The following is an 18733-nucleotide window of genomic DNA, read 5'->3' on the forward strand; positions in this document are numbered from 1 at the left end:
GGTCAACGTCACCTAGACTCCCCAAATCCCGGCGGAGAGATCCCCAGTCCCCATTCGTTACCGCCGGGCCCCCAGCGCAAGCTTCTGGTGCAGCGCGTCGTTGCGCTCGCCCGTTTCAGGAGGACGCATGGATGAGGGCGTAGACCTCAGTGGCAGCAATGTCACGTATGTGGTCATAGCCGCCGCGATCGCCCTACTCGCTCTCGGCGTAGCCGCCGCTTTGGTTCGGGTAGTGCTGTCAGCGGGCCAGGGCACGTCGAAGATGCAGGAGATCGCGGCCGCGGTCCAGGAGGGCGCGTCCGCGTATCTGGCCCGGCAGTTCAAAACGCTCGGGATCTTCGTCGTTGTCGCGGTGATCCTCCTGTTCGTACTGCCGGTCCCGGGCGACGAGACCTCGGTGCGCATCGGGCGCTCGATCTTCTTCATCGTCGGGGCGGTGTTCTCGGCGTTCATCGGCTACGTCGGCATGTGGCTGGCGACGCGGGCGAACGTCCGGGTGGCGGCCGCGGCCCGGGAGGCCGGCGGTGCGCCCACCGCGATGCGGATCGCGTTCCGCACCGGCGGCGTCGTCGGCTTCTTCACGGTCGGGCTCGGCCTGCTCGGTGCGGCGGTCGTCGTCCTGATCTACCGGGGCGACGCGCCGACCGTGCTCGAGGGCTTCGGCTTCGGCGCCGCGCTGCTCGCGATGTTCATGCGGGTCGGCGGCGGCATCTTCACCAAGGCCGCCGACGTCGGCGCCGACCTCGTCGGCAAGGTCGAGCAGGGTATTCCCGAGGACGACCCCCGCAACGCGGCGACGATCGCCGACAACGTGGGCGACAACGTCGGTGACTGCGCGGGCATGGCCGCCGACCTGTTCGAGTCCTACGCGGTGACGCTGGTCGCGTCGCTGATCCTGGGCAAGGTCGCGTTCGGCGAGGAAGGCCTGGTCTTCCCGCTGATCGTGCCCGCGATCGGCGTCGTGACCGCGATCATCGGCGTGTTCATCACCCGCCTGCGGGCGAGCGACAAGAACGGCATGACCGCGATCAACCGGGCGTTCTTCATCTCCGCGCTGATCAGCGCCGTCCTCTGCTCGATCGCCGCGTTCGCGTACCTTCCCTCGAAGTTCAGCGACTTCGACGGCGTGAGCGACACGATCGCCAACCACGACGGCGACCCGCGGGTCCTGGCCGTGGTGGCGGTGCTCATCGGCATCGTGCTGGCGGCGGCGATCCAGCTGCTCACCGGTTACTTCACCGCGGTCGGCTCGCGCCCGGTGCGTGACATCGGCAAGACCGCGCTCACCGGCCCGGCGACCGTCGTGCTCTCCGGCATCACGGTCGGCCTGGAGTCGGCGGTCTACACCGGCCTGGTCATCAGCGCCGGCGTGTTCGGCGCCTACCTGCTCGGCGGTGGCGTCACGGTGATCTCGCTGTTCGCGGTGGCGCTGGCCGGTACCGGCCTGCTCACCACGGTCGGCGTCATCGTCGCGATGGACACGTTCGGCCCGATCTCCGACAACGCGCAGGGCATCGCCGAGATGTCCGGCGACATCGACGAGGCCGGCGCCCGGACGCTGACCGACCTGGACGCGGTCGGCAACACCACCAAGGCGATCACCAAGGGCATCGCGATCGCGACCGCGGTGCTCGCCGCGACCGCGCTGTTCGGTTCGTTCACCGACGCCGTCCAGACCGCGGCCGCCGAGGCCAAGGGCAAGGTCACCGACGAGTTCGCCGGTGTGCTGAACGTGGCCGACCCGAAGAACCTGGTCGGGCTGATCATCGGCGCCTCGGTCGTGTTCCTGTTCTCCGGTCTCGCGATCAACGCGGTGACGCGGGCGGCCGGCGCGATCGTGTTCGAGGTGCGTCGGCAGTTCAAGGAGATCCCCGGGATCATGGAGGGCACCGGGAAGCCCGAGTACGGCCGCGTGGTCGACATCTGCACCAAGGACTCGCTGCGTGAGCTGGCGACGCCGGGTCTGCTCGCGGTGATGGCCCCGATCGCGGTCGGGTTCGGGCTGGGCGTGGGGCCGCTGGGCGCCTACCTGGCCGGAGCGATCGCGACCGGCACGCTGATGGCGGTGTTCCTGGCCAACTCCGGTGGCGCCTGGGACAACGCGAAGAAGATGGTGGAAGACGGGGCGTTCGGCGGCAAGGGCTCGTCCGCGCACGACGCCACGGTGATCGGTGACACGGTCGGTGACCCGTTCAAGGACACCGCCGGGCCGGCGATCAACCCGCTGATCAAGGTCATGAACCTGGTCTCGCTGATCATCGCGCCGGCCGTCGTCGCGCTGTCGACCGGCGTCGACGAGAACGTCGGGGTGCGGGTGGCGATCGCGCTGGTCGCGGCCATCGTCATCGTCGCCGCGGTGGTCGTGTCCCGCCGCCGCCCGATCTCGATCGCCGAGGACGCCGAGGAGACCCCGGCGGCGCCCAAAAGTGAGCCGGTGAACGTCTGACACACGCAGAAGGGGCCCCGGTCGGAAGACCGGGGCCCCTTCTGCGTGTCAGAGGCCGGCTGGAGGCAAGCGCACTACGGTCAGGAAGAACTCGTCTACCTGGCGGACCACTCGGACGAACGCCTCGAAGTCCACCGGCTTCGTCACGTACGCGTTCGCGTGCAGGTTGTAGCTGCGCAGGACGTCCTCCTCGGCCTCCGAGGTGGTCAGCACCACCACCGGGATCCGCCGGAGCACCTCGTCCTTCTTGATCTCCGCGAGCACCTCGCGGCCGTCCATCCGCGGCAGGTTCAGGTCGAGCAGCACCAGGTCGGGCGTCGGCACCCCGGTGTACTCGCCCTCCTTGCGGAGGTAGGCCAGCGCGTCGACGCCGTTGTTCACGACGTGCAGCGTGTTCCGCAGCTTGTGGTCGTCGAACGCCTCCTTGGTCATGAGGACGTCCCCGGGATCGTCCTCGACCAGCAGGACCTCGATGGGTAGCGGTTCCGGCTGCGTCACGCGTTGCTCTCCGTTCCGGCCCCGCCGACGGCGACGGGCTCCCCCTCCGTCGCCGACGGTACCGGCAGCGTCCACCGGAACGTCGTGCCCCCGGTCGCCGGGCCGTCCGTGTCGAGCCAGATCCGGCCGCCGTGGTGCTCGATGATCTTGCGCACCATCGCGAGCCCGATGCCGGTGCCGTCGTACTGGTCCTTGCCGTGCAGGCGCTGGAAGATCACGAACACCCGCTCGGCGTACTGCGGCTCGATCCCGATGCCGTTGTCGCTGCAGGCGAACTCGTAGACGCCGTCGCGCTCCTCGACCGTGATCCGGACCCGCGGGGCGGCCATCCCGTGGAACTTGATCGCGTTCCCGATCAGGTTCTGGAACACCTGGGTCAGCAGGATCGCGTTACCACGCACCTCGGGCAGCGGATCGGACTGGATGACCGCGTCGCTCTCGTCGATCGTGCTGCCCAGGCTGGTCAGCGCGCGGTCGAGCACACCGTCGAGGGAGACGTCCTCGAACTCGCCGGTCGTGCGGCCGACCCGGGAGAACGCCAGCAGGTCGTTGATCAGCCGCTGCATCCGCTTGGCCCCGTCGACCGCGAAGTCGATGTACTGCTGGCCGCGCTCGTCGAGCTGGCCGGAGTACCGGCGGGAGAGCATCTGGCAGAAGCTCGCCACCTTGCGCAGCGGCTCCTGCAGGTCGTGGGAGGCGACGTAGGCGAACTGCTCGAGCTCGGTGTTGGACCGCTGCAGGTCCTCGGTCTGGGCCGCGAGCTGATCGGTCTGCTCCCGGAGCTGGACGGTCTGCTCCTTGAGCTGCTCCTGGGCGGCGACCGCGGTCGACAGTGCGGCCACCAGCGAGCTGCGCATCGCGTCCACGTGCCCGGCCAGCGCGGTGATCTCGCGCGGGCCCTCGACCCGGACCTGATGGGTCAGCGCGCCCCCCACCACCGCGCGGGTCTCGGTGCCGATGTCGGCCAACGGCCGCAGCACCCAGCGGCGCAGCGCCCGCCACAGGATCGCGCCGGCCAGCAGCAGCAGCAGCAGCGCGGCGATCGCGATCGCGATCAGCGTCTTGATCGCGGTCTGCAACTCGTCGTAGGTGGTGTTCCGGATCGTCGTCAGGTCGTCCTGGAACGCCCCGATCGCCTTCCGGACCGTGTCGAAGAGCGCTTTGCCCTGGTCGTCCTGCACCGCCGTGGCCGGCTGACCGGCCTTCACCGCCGCGATCAGCGGCTCGGCATACCGGCTGCGCCAGGCGTCCGCCGCCGCCTCGACCTCGTCGAGGTCCTGCAGCAGTTCAGCGTTCCCCGCCGCCGAGGTCCGCAGCGTCTTCAAGTTCGACGTCTCGGACTCCCGGCCGTCGTCGTAGGGGCCGAGGAACGACGTCTGCTTGGTGAGCACGTACCCGCGGACGCCGGTCTCCTGGTTGAGCAGGGCGGCCTCCATCTGGTACCCGGCGATCCGGGCCGGGCCGATCCGCCCCAGCAACGAGTCGTTGCGGTTGATCACCCGGCCCAGCGCGGTGGCCGTGATCAGCGCGATGACCGCGGTCAGGGCCCCGGCGACGATGAACGTGACGACGAGTCGGCGGCGGAGCGTCCACTCGCCGGTCTGCGGGCTCACTCGGACTCTCCTTCGCGGCGCGAGAGCACGACCAGCGCGGCATCGTCGGCCAGCGCGCCACCGTTCCGCTCCTCGACCGCGTCCAGCAGGCTTTCCGGCCACCCGTCGGTGACCGGCAGATCCGGCCGGTGGGCGGCGATCAACTCCACGAGCCCCTCCTCACCGAGCCGATCCGTGCCGTTCCCGACGCGGGCCTCGAACAAACCGTCCGTGAACAGCAACAGCGCCCACGACGGCGGGAGGTCGAGCTGGACCGCGGGCCAGCGGCCCTCGGGCAGGAACCCGAGCGCCGGGCCGCGCGGCCCCATCGGAAGCTGCTCCACGCCCTCGGACACGAGGATGGGGGAGGGGTGGCCGGCCAGGTACATGTCGGCCGAGCGCCGGTCGGGCGTGATCACGACCATGCAGACGGTCGCGAACGCGAACGGGCTGTGTCGCTCCCGCACGACGAGCATGTCCAGCACCGGCAGCATCCCGGCCGCCGGAACCCCGGAGAGCACCAGCGTCCGCCAGGCGATGCGCAGGCAGACGCCGAGCGCGGCCTCGTCCGGGCCGTGCCCGCTGACGTCGCCGATCAGCGCGAACACCGTGCCGTCGCGCTCGATCACGTCGAAGAAGTCACCGCCGAGCAGCGCCATCCGGCGGCCCGGCCGGTAGGCGTGGGCGAAGTGCACCTTGTCGTCGTCGAGCAGCGGGGTCGGCAGCAGCGCGCGTTCCATGCGGGCGTTCTCGCTGGCCAGCAGCTCGGCCTCGCGCAGGCGCAGCGCGGCCGAGTCGGCCCGCTTGCGCTCGATCGCGAACCGGATCGCCCGGGCCAGCAGCTCCCCGTCTACCTGGCCCTTGACCAGGTAGTCCTCGGCGCCGGCGGCGACCGCCTCGACCCCGCGGTGCTCGTCGGCCAGACCGGTGAGCACGATCACCGCGGCCTGCGGCGCCAGCTCCAGGATCCGCATCAGCCCGTCCATGCCGGTGGCGTCCGGGAGGTTGAGGTCGAGCAGGATGCAGCGCACGCCCGCGTCGATCGCGGAGGTCGCGTCGGCGAGGTTCTGCACCCAGGTCAGTTCGAACGCCACTCGGGCGCCCGCCAGCAGCTCCTCGACCAGGAACGCGTCGCCGTGGTCGTCCTCGACCAGGATCACCCGGACCGGTCCGGCGTCCGCCGGATCGACCGGGCGCCCGCTCAGGCCGTGCGTGGGCGGGTAGGTGGCAGCGCTCACCGACAACTCCTTCTTTCGGCGTCACCGAGGATAGGTGGACGCCGGGCCTACCGGGTCGACTGGGCGCTATGCCTGCCTTGCCGCGAGCCTCGCACCTCTATATCGATAAGCGTTTTACCGCCGCAAAACGTAACTGCTCGATCCGGACGCGTTTGCCGGAGCCGGATTCTGGATAGAGGGGAGCCGACGGTTGTCTGCTCGTCGGAGGTTCGCGTGTCATTGCAGGTGAGTGTGGAGCACGTCGACGACGTCGCACGATGCGTCATCGTCGGTGAGGTGGACATGGCCACCACGCCGCAACTGCGGGACGAGCTGCTGGGACTGGTCGACGCGGGTGAGCGGTACCTGGTGCTCGACGTGTCCGGAGTGCCGTTTCTGGACTCCACCGGCCTCGGTGTCCTGATGGAGGTCCATCGTCGGCTGCGTGACGTCTCGGGTTCGGTCGCGCTCGTCGGCGCACGTCCGGCGCTGGTGCGCCTGCTGACGATCACGAATCTGTCCCGTGCGCTGCCGGTGTACCGGTCGGTCGAGGACGCCACCGATGCGGTGGGCGGTCATTCGGCGGCCGAGGTCTCTGGGTGAACCCGGGGTTCCAAACCGCCACGGACGAACCCGCCGGCTGGGACAACGCCGGACAGATACGGTGTGAGCCCGCCTGGTCGGGCTACCGGGTGATCCTCGTCGGCGAGGTCGACCTCACGCTGGCCGACCGGTGGGAACCGGTGTTCGCGATGCTGGCCGACGCCGACCCCGCCGACGTCACGATCGACCTCTCGGCAGCGACGTTCATCGACTCGAGCGTGCTGGGAGCGTTCGTCCGGCTGCATCGGACGGTGTCGGGCCGAGGTGGCGAGACCACGCTGACCGGCGCGGACGGGCCGGTGGCGCGGACGATCTCGCTGGCCGGGATCGACCGGGTGATCCCGATGGTCCCGGTCAGCGAAACGTGAGCCACTTGGGGCTTTGGTCGCTTTTGGTCGGGTAACGTCCCGCCCGTGCAGGCGAATGCGGCGTATACGCGGTTGCGAGAGGCCATCGTCGACGGTCAGTACTCGGCCGGGAGCCGGCTGACCGAGGTGGAGTTGGCCGATACCCTCGGCATGTCCCGCACCCCGGTCCGGGAGGCCCTCCGGCGGTTGGCCGGCGACGGGTTGGTCCGGGCGTCCGACCGCGGGGTGATCGTCGACCTGATGGACGACGCCGAGGCGCGTCACGCGCGGGCCGTCCGCGCCGCGCTCGACGTGCTCGTGACCGAGCTCGCCGCCCGGCGGCAGAAGGCCGGAGAGATCTCTCCGGCCGCGCTGCGTGCGGCCGAGGAGGCCGCGGCGGACGCCGAGGCGGCGCACCGGCACGGGGACGCCGACGCGGCCTACCAGCACGACCAGCGGCTGCACCGGCAGATCGCGGAGATGGCCGGTAACCCGGTCGCGCTGCAGATGCTCGACCGGCTGGCCGACCGGCTCGAGGTCGCGCGCCTGGCCGCCGACTCGCGGGCGGCCCGGGCGGCCAGCGGGGAGAACGTGGTGAAGCTGGTCCCGGTCGGGGCCGGGCTGGTCGTCGCCAACGGAACGAACGGCGTTCACCTGGAGGCCGTCCCCGACGACGTGACTTCCGTGGCGTCCGCCTACGAAGAGGAGCACGCCGCTCCGGTGCTCTCGCCCGACCTGGTGGAGGAGCACCGGCGATTGCTGGCGGCGATAGCCGCCGGACAGCCCGCGGCGGCCTGGCTCGCGGCTCGTGAACACGCGCACGGCTGAGGAACCATCCGGCGTCCGGAGGCGTTCATCTGGCGGCAACCGTAGAGGTCGACGCGTTTCCTACGGTTCGGTAACCTACGGGTCCGTAGTAACCGAGGAGCAGAGGGCGCTGTATGGCCGAATTCGTGTACCCGCCGGTCATCAACGCCGCAAAGGGCTACTTTGCGGCTATCGGGGTCAAAGTGACCGAGGTGGGTGGCGAGCACATCCCGCGCACCGGCGGCGCCGTGCTGGCCAGCAACCACGTCAGCTACCTCGACTTCATGTTCTGTGGGCTGGCCGCGCAGCCGTCGAAGCGGCTGGTCCGGTTCATGGCGAAGAAGTCGGTGTTCGATCACCGGATCTCCGGGCCGCTGATGCGCGGGATGAAGCACATCCCGGTCGATCGGGTGGCCGGGGCCGGGGCCTACAGCGCGGCCGTGAAGTCATTGCGCGATGGCGAGATCGTCGGCGTGTTTCCGGAAGCCACGGTCAGTCGGTCGTTCCTGCTGAAGGACTTCAAGAACGGCGCGGCGCGGATGGCCGCGGAGGCCGGCGTGCCGCTGGTGCCGATGATCCTGTGGGGTACTCAGCGGTACTGGTCGAAGGAGAACCCGCGCCAGCTCACCCGCCGGAACAACCCGGTCCAGCTGCGGGTGGGCGAGCCGCTGCACCCGACGCTCGACGACGACGCCGGCGAGGTCACCGAGGAAATGAAGAGCCGGATGGCGGTGTTGCTCGACGAAGCCATCGAGGCCGACACGTACCGTTCCACCGGGCCGGACGACCTCTGGTGGTTGCCCGCGCCCCGCGGCGGCACCGCGCCGACCCCCGAAGACGCCGCCGTCCTGGAGAAAGCCGAGGTCGAGGAGCGGATCGCCGAGGCCAAGGCGAAGATCCGAGCCGAGGCGCTGGCCCGCGTCCAGGCCCGGAACAAGGCCAAGGCGAAGGCCGAGGCGAAGGGAAAGCCCAAGACCTGAGCTGTGGATAACCGCGAAAGATTCGCGGGGGAGTGCCACTCTGGGACACCTGTGCCGGGCCACTCGTACCGAATCCACCGGCCGGACCGGCGGCCGGGCGGACATCGAACGGCCTCGGCGGCGCGTTACGTTTGACAGCGGACGCCCGTTGGGTTGCACACTGCCCAACGGCTGTCCACCCGAGCCATGTTGACCTTGGAGACCCGTGAGCGCTCCCACCACCACCGCTGCCGCCGCCAAGCGGGGCCGGCGTACCGGCACCCCCGCTGGCGACGACGGCCTGCGTTTGGTGATCGTCGAGTCGCCGGCCAAGGCGAAGAAGATCGCCGACTATCTCGGTCCCGGCTACGTCGTCGAGGCGAGCATCGGCCACATCCGTGACCTCCCGCGCAACGCCGACGACGTACCGGCCAAGTACAAGGGCGAGGCCTGGGCGCGCCTCGGCGTCGACGTCGACCGCGAGTTCACGCCGCTGTACGTCGTCAGCCCCGACCGCAAGCAGCAGGTCTCCAAGCTGAAGCAGCTGGTCAAGGACGCCACCGAGGTCTTCCTGGCCACAGATGAAGACCGCGAGGGCGAGGCGATCGCCTGGCACCTGGTCGAAGAACTCCGCCCCCGGGTTCCGGTGCGGCGGATGGTCTTCCACGAAATCACCCGTCCGGCGATCCTCGAGGCGGTCGCGAACCCGCGCGAGCTGAACCTCTCGCTGGTCGACGCCCAGGAGACCCGGCGCATCCTCGACCGGCTGTACGGCTACGAGGTCTCGCCGGTCCTGTGGAAGAAGGTCATGCCCCGCCTGTCGGCCGGGCGGGTGCAGTCGGTCGCGACCCGCATCGTCGTCGAGCGCGAACGGGCCCGGATGAAGTTCCGCTCGGCCGAGTACTGGGACATTCGCGGTCATTTCGCCGTCTCCGAGGCTGCTCCGGGTGAACCCGGCGACTTTCTGGCGACGCTGGTCGGCCTGGACGGCGACCGGGTGGCCACCGGCCGCGACTTCGAGCCGACGACCGGGCAGCTCAAGAACGAGGTCCGGGGTGACGTCGTCCAGCTCGACGAGGCCGGTGCGCGTGGCCTCGCGGCCCGGCTCGAGGGGGCCGCGTTCAAGGTCGTCCGGGTCGAGGAGAAGCCGTACCGGCGGAAGCCGTACGCGCCGTTCATGACCTCCACGCTGCAGCAGGAGGGGAGCCGGAAGCTCCGGCTGACCCCCGAGCAGACGATGCGGATCGCCCAGCGGCTGTACGAGAACGGCTACATCACCTACATGCGTACGGACTCGACGAACCTGTCGGAGACCGCGCTGAACGCCGCCCGGCAGCAGGTCCGCGAGCTCTACGGCGATCGCTACGTGCCCACCGAGCCGCGCCGGTACGCCCGCAAGGTCAAGAACGCCCAGGAGGCCCACGAGGCGATCCGGCCGTCCGGCGAGCACTTCCGGACGCCCGGCGAGCTGGCCCGCGAGCTCTCCAGCGAGGAGTTCCGGCTCTACGAGCTGATCTGGAAGCGCACGATCGCGTCGCAGATGATCGACGCGGTGGGCCAGTCCGTGTCGGTGCGCCTGTCCGGGACGTCGTCGACCAACGAGGTGGCCGATTTCGCCGCCTCCGGCCGCACGATCACCGAGCCGGGCTTCCTGCGGGCCTACGTCGAAGACATCGACGAGTCGCACGAGAACGACGGGGAGACCGACGATCAGGAGCGCCGGCTGCCCCGCCTGGCCAAGGACGACCCGCTGACCGCCCACGACCTGCTCGCCGAGGGCCACAACACCCAGCCGCCGCCCCGCTACACCGAGGCCAGCCTGGTGAAGGCGCTGGAGGAGCTGGGCATCGGACGCCCGTCGACGTACGCGTCGATCATGCGGACGATCCAGGATCGCGGTTACGTCTGGAAGAAGGGCACCGCGCTGGTGCCGTCGTTCGTCGCGTTCGCGGTCGTGCAGCTGCTCGAGCAGTACTTCCCGCGGCTGGTCGACTACAAGTTCACCGCGAACGTCGAGGAAGACCTGGACGACATCGCGGCCGGTGAACGCCGCCGGGTCGACTGGCTGACCCGGTTCTACTTCGGGGCCCCAGAAGACGCGAACGTCCGCGAGGAGAGCGTCTCCCGGGCCGGCGGCCTGAAGCACCTGGTCGCGCTCAACCTCGGCGACATCGACGCCCGGGGCGTGAACTCGATCCCGCTGTTCACCGACGAGCAGAAGCGCAACGTCGTGGTGCGGGTCGGGCGCTACGGGCCGTACCTGCAGCGCACCAGCGGCCCGGACGACGAGGGCGACCGCGCGTCGCTGCCCGACGACATCGAGCCCGACACGCTGACCCCGGAGAAGGCCGAGGAGCTGCTCTCCGCCCCGCAGGGTGGCCGTGAGCTGGGTACCTCGCCGGTCACCGGCGAGCCGGTGGTCGCCAAGGCCGGCCGGTTCGGGCCCTACGTCCAGAGCGGTGAGCACACCTCGTCGCTGTTCAGCTCGATGTCGCTCGACACGCTGACGCTCGACGACGCGCTCAAGCTGCTGTCGCTGCCGCGCACGCTCGGGGTGCACCCCGACGACAAGGAGCCGGTGACCGCCCAGAACGGTCGCTACGGGCCCTACGTGAAGCACGGCACCGAATCCCGGTCGCTGGGCTCCGAGGACGAGCTGTTCACGGTGACGCTGGAGCAGGCCCTGGCGCTGCTGGCCCAGCCGAAGACCCGCGGACGACGGGCCGCCCCGGCCGCTCCGCTACGCGAGATGGGTGCGAACGACCCGGTGAGCGGTCAGCCGATGGTGATCAAGGACGGCCGGTTCGGGCCGTACGTCACCGACGGCGAGACGAACGCGAGCCTGCGTAAGGGCGACGAGGTCGCCGAGCTGACGAACGAGCGGGCGGCCGAGCTACTGGCCGACCGTCGAGCCCGCGGCCCGGCGAAGAAGACGGCCCGCAAGAAGGCCGCGCCCGCGAAGAAGGCGACGGCGGCCAAAGACACCACCAAGAAGGCCGCGGCCAAGAAGACCCCGGCGAAGAAGAAGGCCGCTGCGAAGAAGGCCTGAGAAATGGCCGTGTGGGCGAGACGCCCACACGGCCATTCGCGGTCAGGGCCGGCGTCGCCGCGACGACGATAGGAACGGGCTCACCGCCAGGGAACGGCCTTCGTGCACTTCGAAGGGTCGGTGGTCTTCGTGCCGTGGATCGCCTTGCCGTCCGGTGTCACTAGGCAGCCGCCGGCCGTCTCCTGGTAGGTGCCGACCTGCTTTCCGGCCCGGTCGAACGTCCGGACCGTCGTCTTGCTGGGGCCCGACGGTTCGCCGGTCAGGTCGATCGTCGCGATGTACGTCCCGTTGACGACGTCCGCGGCACCGCTGTGGCCGTCGAGCGTGACCTCGACCCGGGTGACGCCGGCCGGCACCTGCCCACCGAGCCGGGCCCAGCGCGAGCTGCTGGTTCCGTCATCGACGCTCGCCGCACCGGGTAGCCAGTTCGGATCGTTGTCGTTGAAGCCACCGGAGCTCGTCTGGTTCGGCCAGTGGGCCGTTCGGGGGCCGTCCCACGTACAGCTGGCCCGTCCGTCGGTCGTGTAGAGCAGGATCGTCGTGCCGATCCGGTCCGACACCGCGTTGTAGACCCGCAGGCCGTCGACGTCGATCTGGTCGCGCATCGGGGTGATGCCGACGCCCGTCGGGTCGACTTCGCCGTAGTGCTGCAGATCCTTCAGGCAGGCGTCGTGCAACTCGGTCAGCTGGGCGTCGCTGAAGCCCGGCACCGGCAACTGAGCCGCTGGGTGCCCGGCGAACGGTGCGGCGTTGTCCCTGGCCACGCCGATGAAGACGCCGGCGACGAAGACCACCGCGGCTACGGCGGCGGCCGCCGCGACCGGGATCGCGGCCCGGACGAACCGCGGAAGAGGCCGGCGCGAGCGTCGCGCTCCGGCGATGCCGCGCAGGATCTCCTCGCGCATGGACTGCTGGCGGCCGGGCGGCAGGTCGCGCTCCGGCGGCGGCTCGAGCAGAGTCATGAGTCCTCCCTCCCGATCATCAGCGGGGTCAGGGTTCTGGCCAGGCGCGACTTGGCCCGGCTCACCCGGGAGCGGACGCTGCCCTCGGCGATTCCGAGCACTTCGGCGGCGTCCGCATACGAGACGCCGGACCAGACGCACAACGCGAGCGCTTCGCGTTCGGCGGTGGGTAGGTCGCGGGACGCGGCGAGCAGCCGCGCCATCTGTTCTTCGTCGTCGAGACGCTCGACGACGTCGTCGGCATGGTCGGGGGCGGGGTCGGGCGCCGGAAGGCGCTCGAGGAGCGAGAGGCGTCGTCTCAGCGAGCGACGCTCGTCGCGGATCGTGTTGGTCGCAACGGTCAGTAACCAGGGCAGCGCCGAGTCGTGGACGAGCGTGACCGAGCTCCGGCGGCGCCAGGCCGCCAGGAACGTGGCCGACGTCGCGTCGTCGGCCAGCGTCCAGTTGCCGGTCAACCGGAAACAGTGGTTGTAGACCGCCTTGGCGTGGCGGTCGAACAGCGTCCCGAAGGCGTCCTGATTCCCGGCGGCCGCGTCAGCCCACAGCTGCCGGTCGGTTGGCGGGGAGGTCGTCACACCTCTTCAGTGGCCGGGCCGGGTGCCGGTGTTGCGTCAGGCTTTCGCCGCCGCCATCGCGGCACCCACGATGCCCGCGTTGTTCTGCAGGCTCGCCGGGACGATCTCGGCGTTGATCGAGACCTCGTCCAGCCACTTGTCGGCCTTCTTGCTGACGCCGCCGCCGACGATGACCAGGTCGGGGGAGAAGAGCATCTCCATGTGGGTCAGGTACTCGTTGACCCGCGAGCCCCACTTGCTCCAGCTCATCTCGTTCTCTTCGCGGATCCGGTCGGACGCGCGCAGCTCGGCGTCCTTGCCGTGCAGTTCGACGTGGCCCAGCTCGGTGTTCGGGATGAGGTCGCCGTCGCGGAACATCGCGCTGCCGATACCGGTGCCGAACGTGAAGAGCAGCACCGTGCCCTTGCGCCCCTGCCCGGCGCCGAACGACATCTCGGCCACGCCGGCCGCGTCGGCGTCGTTCAGCACGGTCACCGGACGGTGGGTGAGCTCGGTGAACACGGTTTCGGCGTCGACGCCGATCCAGCTCTTGTCGAGGTTGGCGGCGGTCTTGATGACGCCCCGGACCACGACGCCGGGGAACGTGACGCCGATCGGCCCGTCACCGGGGAAGTGCGAGGCGACCTCGGCCAGCACCGGGTACATGTCTTCCGGCGCGCCGCCCTTGGGGGTCTCCAGCCGGAACCGCTCGGCGGTCAGCGCACCCGAGTCGAGGTCGACCGGGGCGCCCTTGATGCCCGAACCGCCGATGTCGATGCCCAGGATCGTCATTGCCCGCCTCCTACGTACACAGTTCCCGTAGGTGACCTACCTACTTGGCCCGCCGCGGAAACGTATCAGTCGCTTCCGCGTCCGAGGGCGTCGGCGAGGAGGGCGTCCACGGCGGTGAGCGTCGGGCAGGCGCCCTGCCGTCCGCAGGCGAGACATCGGCCGTTGGCGTCCGGCTGGTGGGCCTGCCAGAGCTGGACGCAGCCTCGCCAGTAGGTTCGCACCCGGGCCTGCGGCGGAGGATCCATCGGAGGCGGCTGCTTTCGGCTGTAACCGCTGTACGTCACGACTGCTCTCCCGGTGCTTTGCGCAGTAGTCACTCTGGGTTAATCGAGTACTACCTTTTGCGACACTCGCAGACTGATCGGGTGTTACGCAAGTCGCGAACGGGGCTAGCGATACTTACTCAATGAAGTCCGAAAGGGATGATCGAGTAGCCGGAACGTTGCTGGCCGCGGCCTGCGGTGATGCGCTGGGGGTCCACTACGAGCCCTCCCAGCGGGGTCCGGCCGACGGCGATCCGCAGATGCTCGGCGGTGGCTACGGCCACTACGCGCCCGGCGAATACAGCGACGACACCCAGATGGCCGTCGTGATCGCCCAGGTCGCGGCGTCCGGTGCGGATCTGCGGTCGGAGGACGCGCTCGACCGCGTCGCGTCCGGATTCGTGCAGGACTGGTTCGGTGGCGGCGCCACCGACGTCGGCGCCCAGACCCGGGCCCTGCTCGGCCGGGCCGCGGCGCGGCCGCCGGTCGACGCAGCTTCGCTGCGGTCCATCGGTGCTGACCTGCACCGGGAGTCCGGCCGGACGGCCGGGAACGGCTCGTTGATGCGGACGTCTCCGGTCGCGCTGGCCTTCCTCGGTCAGGCGGACGCGATGGCCGAAGCGGCCCGGGCGGTGAGCGCGTTGACCCACCACGATCCGGTGGCCGGGGAAGCGTGCGTGCTGTGGTGTCTGGCGATCTCACACGCGGTTCTCACGGGTTCTGTGGACCTGTCGGTGGGTCTTTCCCGGGTGCCGGAGTCCTGGGAGGACCGGATCCGCGAAGCGGAGACGCGCCCGGTCTCGGACTTCGCGGCGCAGTCGGGCTGGGTCGTCGCCGCGCTGCAGGGCGCCTGGGCGGCGGTCTTCGGGGTCCGGGACATCGCCGACCCGGCCGAGCGACTGCGAAAAGGCCTGGTGGCCGCGGTGAACGGCGGAGGAGACACCGACACGGTGGCGGCGATCGCCGGTGCGCTGCTCGGGGCGTCCTGCGGAGCGTCGGCGGTGCCGGCCGAGTGGCGGGCGATCGTGCACGGCTGGCCCGGTCTGGACGCCGACGGCCTGGAGGCGCTGGCACTGGCTTGTCGTCGGGGCTGAATGGGTGGACTCGCGCAATTAGTCTGATGTCGTGGTGAGCAGACGGGCAGTTCTGGGCGGTGGGGTGGCCGGGCTCGGGCTGGTGGCCGTCAGCGGCGTCGGGCTGGTCGGCACCGGCGTGCTACCCGGCCAGCACCAGCTGCGTCGGGCGCTCGGCGCCTGCGACGTCTACGCGCCCCCGCCCGAGGCGGCGGCCGGGCCGATCGTCCGGGGCGCGTTCCGGTCGACGCATCGCCGGACCACCGTGAACTACCGGATCGCCTACCCACCCGGCGCCCGCGACACCGACTCGCTACCGGTCTGCCTGGTACTGCACGGTTTTCACGGCGACGCCGGGGTGCTCGGCGACGGCATCGCGCTGCCCGGCTACCTCGCCGACGTCGTCGCGGCCGGCATCCCGCCGTTCGTCCTGGCCGCGGCCGACGGGGGAGTGGGGTACTGGCATCCGCGGGCCGACGGCGACGATTCGCTCGGCATGCTCAACGACGAGTTCCTGCCGCTGCTGGCCGGCCGGGGTCTGCAGGCCGGGGCCGGGCAGCGGATCACCGTGCTCGGCTACTCGATGGGCGGGTACGGCGCACTGCTCTACAGCGAGACCTATCCGACCCGGGTCGCCGCCTGCGCGGCCGGCAGCCCGGCGGTGTGGCTCTCCCACGACGAGGCCCGGAGGGCCTCGCCGACCGCGTTCGACTCGGCCGCCGACTGGGCGCGCTACGACGTGCGAGCCCGGGCATCGGCGCTGGCCGGCATCCCGGTGCGGGTCGACTACGGCCGCGACGACCCGTTCGCCCCGAACATGCCGGCGCTGAAGCGGGCCCTGCCGGTGGACGCGGTCGTCCGCGAGGGCGACGGCTGCCACGACTCGACGTTCTGGCGCTCGGTGGCCCCGGAGGCGCTGACGTTCCTCGGACGCGCGTTCGCCCGTCCTACTTGATCAGGTGTTTCGGCGGTGGCGGCGGCATCAGCGGGTTGTCGTCGGTGGTCACCGCGGCGCCGCCGACGAACTTGGTCAGCTCGTCGCCGTGCAGTACCCGGGTCGGCGCGACCGACCGGGCCAGCAGCCGGGTGAGGTCGAGGATCGGCAGCGGCGCCGGTGACGCGATCAGCGTCAGGTTGCCGTAGCGGCGTCCCTTCAGGACCGGTGTCTCCGAGACCAGCGCGACGTGCGCGAACGTCGCCCTGGCGGTGGCCACCTCGGCCCTGGCCAGCCCGAGGGGTGGCCCGTCGGTGACGTTGGCCAGGTACAGGCCGTCCGGACGCAGCACCCGGGCGACGTCGCTCAGGAACTCGACCGTGGTCAGGTGCGGTGGCACGATCGGCCCCACGAACGCGTCACGCACCAGGACGTCGGCCGAAGCGCTGTGCTGGCCGGCGACGACGTCCCGGCCGTCACCGGCGCGAATGCGCAGGCCGGGGCCGGTGCGGATGCCGAAGACCTCGCGGATCAGCGCGATCAGCTCGGGGTTGTACTCGGCGACGAGCTGCCGGGCGCCGTCCCGGGTGGCCGCGACGTAGCGGGGGAACGCACAGGCCCCGCCCCCGACGTGCACGAGGCTGATTTCCGTCCCGGGTTTGTGCAGGTCGACGGCTCGCGCCATCCACTGCTGGTACTCGAACTCGAGGTGCGTGGGGTCGTTCAGGTTCAGGTACGAGTTCGGGACGCCGTCGAGCAGCAGCATCCAGCCGTCGTCCGCGTCGAGGTCCTGGACGATCTCCGCGGTGACGTCGGTCAGGTGGTGGGTGCCGGGCTGGGGAGTCGTCGGTCGCTTTCGTGCCACGAGCCAAGGATGCTACGTCGTCATGTTCCATGCGCTGGCGCGGATCGTCGTCTGGCCCGTGGCCGTCGGTGCCGAGACCACCAGTACGACCATCTTCTGCGAGATGTTCTCGCCGATCGCCTTGTCGGCCGACGTCTGCACGCAGATCACCTTCGTGCCGTCGAGCGAGATCGGGTTGTCGGCCGGCGCGTTCTTGATGCTGGTCGCGCACTGGGCCGGGCGGACCGTCGGGCGGTTGACGACCGACGCCGTGATGCCGTTGATCAGGTAGAGCTGGGGCGTGCCCCAGCAGCCGGTGCGGGCCTTGTAATAGAGGTCGGCCCGGGACGCGTCGGCGTCCACCCGGGGTTCGTCCAGGTCCAGGTAGCGGGTCATCGTCGACTGGCAGGGCGGGAGCGAGAGCCGGAGCGTCTGGGCGCCGTAGGCCTGCGAGTACGTCGGGACGGCCGGAACCTGGTCGAGCGGCTCCTCCGGCAGCGGGGCGACGGCCTGTCCGGTCGGAGCCTCCTCCGGCGCGGTGGAGGCTCCGGTCTGCACCGGCGTGTTCGTGTCCGAGGCGGCCACGATCGTCTGCAGGTCGGCCACCGACAACCAGGTCAACACCGCGACGCCGAGCGCGACGGTCGCGAACAGCGCGGCCACGCCGGCCAGCGCGATCGCGATCGGGTCGCGGTTGCTCGGATCGGCCGGGGCCGGGGGCTCCTCCGGCGGCTCGGCCAGCAGATCCATCAGCGGGCTGCCGTTTCCGGGCAGGGGCGGGTGGGGCCGGACGAGACCCGGATTGTGATGTGCGGCCATCGGGTTGTTGGCCATCGTGCGGTGCCCCCCAGGCGGTGAAATGACCGTTATGCCAGTTTACCGACGATCGCCCGCGGAGTCGATCGACTGTTGGCCCGCGTAGTAGACGCCGAGCCGGCTGAGGGCGCCCGACGCGATCAGAGCGACACCGCCGCCCAGAGCGGCCCAGCGACCGGGCCGACCGAACCGCTCCCGGCCGAGCAGGGCCAGGCCGACTCCGGCCGCGGTCAGCGCGGCCGCGCCGGTCAGCAGCCGGCTCGCGCGGCCGCTCCGGAACGCGACGCCGAGCGAGCCGGGCGCCGCCCGCAGCCGAGCCGCCGCGACCAGCTCCATCGCCGCACCGGCCAGCGCCAGCCGCCGGGCCGGCGCCGGGTCGCCGGTGAGCGTGGCCAGCAAACCGATCCCGGCCGCGCCGCTGATCCCGCTGCCCGCGAACAGGAACGGCAGCTCCCGGTAGGCCTCGTGCCAGGCCGGCACCTCCGTGTCGACCAGCGCCACCGCGGTGTACGTGCACACGGCCGGGCCGAGTACGCCGGCCGCGGCCCCGGTGATCGTCGCGGTGATCTTCCAGCCCGCTGCCTCGGCGCCCGCAGTGATCGTCGCCAGGCCCGCGAACGGCACGGTCAACCACGTCCCCAGGCTCAACGGGAAGCTCGGATCCTGCGCGCGGAGGCCGCTGAGGAACCGCTCCGGCCGTCGGTGGTCGCGGACCAGCGCCGCCACCGCCGCGCCGGCGCACCCGGCGGCCGCGAAGCGGGCCGCCCGCGCGAGCCGTCGCTCGCCGCTGAGCTCGGCCAGGGCGGCCAGGCCCGCGGACGCACCCGCGACGCCGCCGAAGTACAGGTAGGCCGGAATGTCGGGAGCTTGTCGGGCAGGGGCGACCCGGATCGGGCGGTGGATGTAGAACGTCGGCGCTGATCCGGTCATGACCAACCCATCGGTGCAGTTGCCGGAAATTGGAGCAATTCACAGCA

Annotated in this window: 18 protein-coding genes; 8 read left to right on the forward strand and 10 right to left on the reverse strand. The window is 70.8% G+C overall.

Going from position 1 to position 18733, the window contains the following annotated elements; genetic code table 11:
• Positions 1 to 127 precede the first annotated feature (127 nt).
• Entirely contained in the window at positions 128 to 2446 is a 2319-nt protein-coding gene (locus FL583_RS17685; RefSeq protein WP_142705767.1) for a sodium-translocating pyrophosphatase, read from the forward strand.
• 48 nt (positions 2447 to 2494) lie between these two features.
• Here the strand turns inward: FL583_RS17685 and FL583_RS17690 are convergent, their stop codons facing one another.
• The 3 genes from FL583_RS17690 to FL583_RS17700 all read right to left on the reverse strand — a co-directional run bounded on the left by FL583_RS17690 (position 2495) and on the right by FL583_RS17700 (position 5774).
• Positions 2495 to 2878, reverse strand: a complete 384-nt coding sequence (locus tag FL583_RS17690; protein WP_205752236.1) for a response regulator — start codon at positions 2876 to 2878, stop codon at positions 2495 to 2497.
• Positions 2879 to 2940: 62 nt separating this feature from the next.
• The gene (locus FL583_RS17695; RefSeq protein ID WP_142705769.1) at positions 2941 to 4557 is read right to left on the reverse strand and encodes a sensor histidine kinase; all 1617 of its coding nucleotides are present in this window, start codon (positions 4555 to 4557) and stop codon (positions 2941 to 2943) included.
• The gene (locus tag FL583_RS17700) at positions 4554 to 5774 is read right to left on the reverse strand and encodes a PP2C family protein-serine/threonine phosphatase (protein WP_205752224.1); all 1221 of its coding nucleotides are present in this window, start codon (positions 5772 to 5774) and stop codon (positions 4554 to 4556) included. Before FL583_RS17700 ends, FL583_RS17695 begins: the two co-directional genes overlap by 4 nt.
• A gap of 213 nt (positions 5775 to 5987) precedes the next feature.
• Here FL583_RS17700 and FL583_RS17705 point away from each other — a divergent pair, with 213 nt between their 5' ends.
• From FL583_RS17705 to topA, 5 genes are all read left to right on the forward strand, one after another.
• Positions 5988 to 6356, forward strand: a complete 369-nt coding sequence (locus FL583_RS17705; RefSeq protein WP_142705770.1) for an STAS domain-containing protein — start codon at positions 5988 to 5990, stop codon at positions 6354 to 6356.
• On the forward strand, positions 6353 to 6724 hold the full coding sequence (locus tag FL583_RS17710; RefSeq protein ID WP_142705771.1) for an STAS domain-containing protein: 372 nt from the start codon (positions 6353 to 6355) through the stop codon (positions 6722 to 6724). The genes FL583_RS17705 and FL583_RS17710 overlap by 4 nt, the downstream gene beginning before the upstream one ends.
• 45 nt (positions 6725 to 6769) lie before the next feature.
• Positions 6770 to 7531, forward strand: a complete 762-nt coding sequence (locus FL583_RS17715; RefSeq protein ID WP_205752225.1) for a GntR family transcriptional regulator — start codon at positions 6770 to 6772, stop codon at positions 7529 to 7531.
• A 113-nt stretch (positions 7532 to 7644) separates the two neighbouring features.
• Positions 7645 to 8490: a lysophospholipid acyltransferase family protein gene (locus FL583_RS17720; RefSeq protein ID WP_142705772.1), complete on the forward strand. Its 846-nt coding sequence runs from the start codon at positions 7645 to 7647 to the stop codon at positions 8488 to 8490.
• 205 nt (positions 8491 to 8695) lie between these two features.
• Positions 8696 to 11518 carry a type I DNA topoisomerase gene (gene topA, locus FL583_RS17725; protein ID WP_170323708.1) on the forward strand — a complete coding sequence of 941 codons (2823 nt, stop codon included), beginning with the start codon at positions 8696 to 8698 and terminating at the stop codon, positions 11516 to 11518.
• Positions 11519 to 11598: 80 nt separating this feature from the next.
• Here the strand turns inward: topA and FL583_RS17730 are convergent, their stop codons facing one another.
• From FL583_RS17730 to FL583_RS17745, 4 genes are all read right to left on the reverse strand, one after another.
• Complete coding sequence (locus FL583_RS17730; protein ID WP_142705773.1) at positions 11599 to 12480, reverse strand: hypothetical protein; 882 nt, start codon at positions 12478 to 12480, stop codon at positions 11599 to 11601.
• On the reverse strand, positions 12477 to 13055 hold the full coding sequence (locus FL583_RS17735) for an RNA polymerase sigma factor (RefSeq protein WP_142705774.1): 579 nt from the start codon (positions 13053 to 13055) through the stop codon (positions 12477 to 12479). The genes FL583_RS17730 and FL583_RS17735 overlap by 4 nt, the downstream gene beginning before the upstream one ends.
• Before the next feature lie 36 nt (positions 13056 to 13091).
• A complete protein-coding gene (gene ppgK / locus FL583_RS17740) occupies positions 13092 to 13826 on the reverse strand; it encodes a polyphosphate--glucose phosphotransferase (RefSeq protein ID WP_142705775.1) in 735 nt (244 codons plus the stop codon).
• Positions 13827 to 13891: 65 nt separating this feature from the next.
• On the reverse strand, positions 13892 to 14071 hold the full coding sequence (locus FL583_RS17745; RefSeq protein ID WP_142705776.1) for a hypothetical protein: 180 nt from the start codon (positions 14069 to 14071) through the stop codon (positions 13892 to 13894).
• 161 nt (positions 14072 to 14232) lie between these two features.
• On the opposite strand from FL583_RS17745, the gene FL583_RS17750 reads away from it, so the two are divergent.
• The gene (locus tag FL583_RS17750) at positions 14233 to 15183 is read left to right on the forward strand and encodes an ADP-ribosylglycohydrolase family protein (RefSeq protein ID WP_142705777.1); all 951 of its coding nucleotides are present in this window, start codon (positions 14233 to 14235) and stop codon (positions 15181 to 15183) included.
• Positions 15184 to 15214: 31 nt separating this feature from the next.
• Entirely contained in the window at positions 15215 to 16117 is a 903-nt protein-coding gene (locus FL583_RS17755; protein WP_142705778.1) for an alpha/beta hydrolase, read from the forward strand.
• On the opposite strand, the gene FL583_RS17760 is transcribed toward FL583_RS17755, so the two are convergent.
• Genes FL583_RS17760 through FL583_RS17770 form a run of 3 tightly spaced genes read right to left on the reverse strand, consistent with a single transcriptional unit; the run spans position 16110 to position 18686 of the window.
• Complete coding sequence (locus FL583_RS17760; protein ID WP_142705779.1) at positions 16110 to 16961, reverse strand: spermidine synthase; 852 nt, start codon at positions 16959 to 16961, stop codon at positions 16110 to 16112. The genes FL583_RS17755 and FL583_RS17760 overlap by 8 nt on opposite strands.
• Before the next feature lie 12 nt (positions 16962 to 16973).
• Positions 16974 to 17759 (reverse strand): hypothetical protein, encoded by a 786-nt coding sequence (locus FL583_RS17765; RefSeq protein WP_205752226.1) that lies wholly within the window; start codon positions 17757 to 17759, stop codon positions 16974 to 16976.
• Between the two features lie 57 nt (positions 17760 to 17816).
• A complete protein-coding gene (locus FL583_RS17770; protein WP_142705781.1) occupies positions 17817 to 18686 on the reverse strand; it encodes a polysulfide reductase NrfD in 870 nt (289 codons plus the stop codon).
• Positions 18687 to 18733: the final 47 nt, after the last annotated feature.

This window comes from Cryptosporangium phraense (assembly GCF_006912135.1).
Classification (GTDB): Bacteria; Actinomycetota; Actinomycetes; order Mycobacteriales; family Cryptosporangiaceae; genus Cryptosporangium; species Cryptosporangium phraense.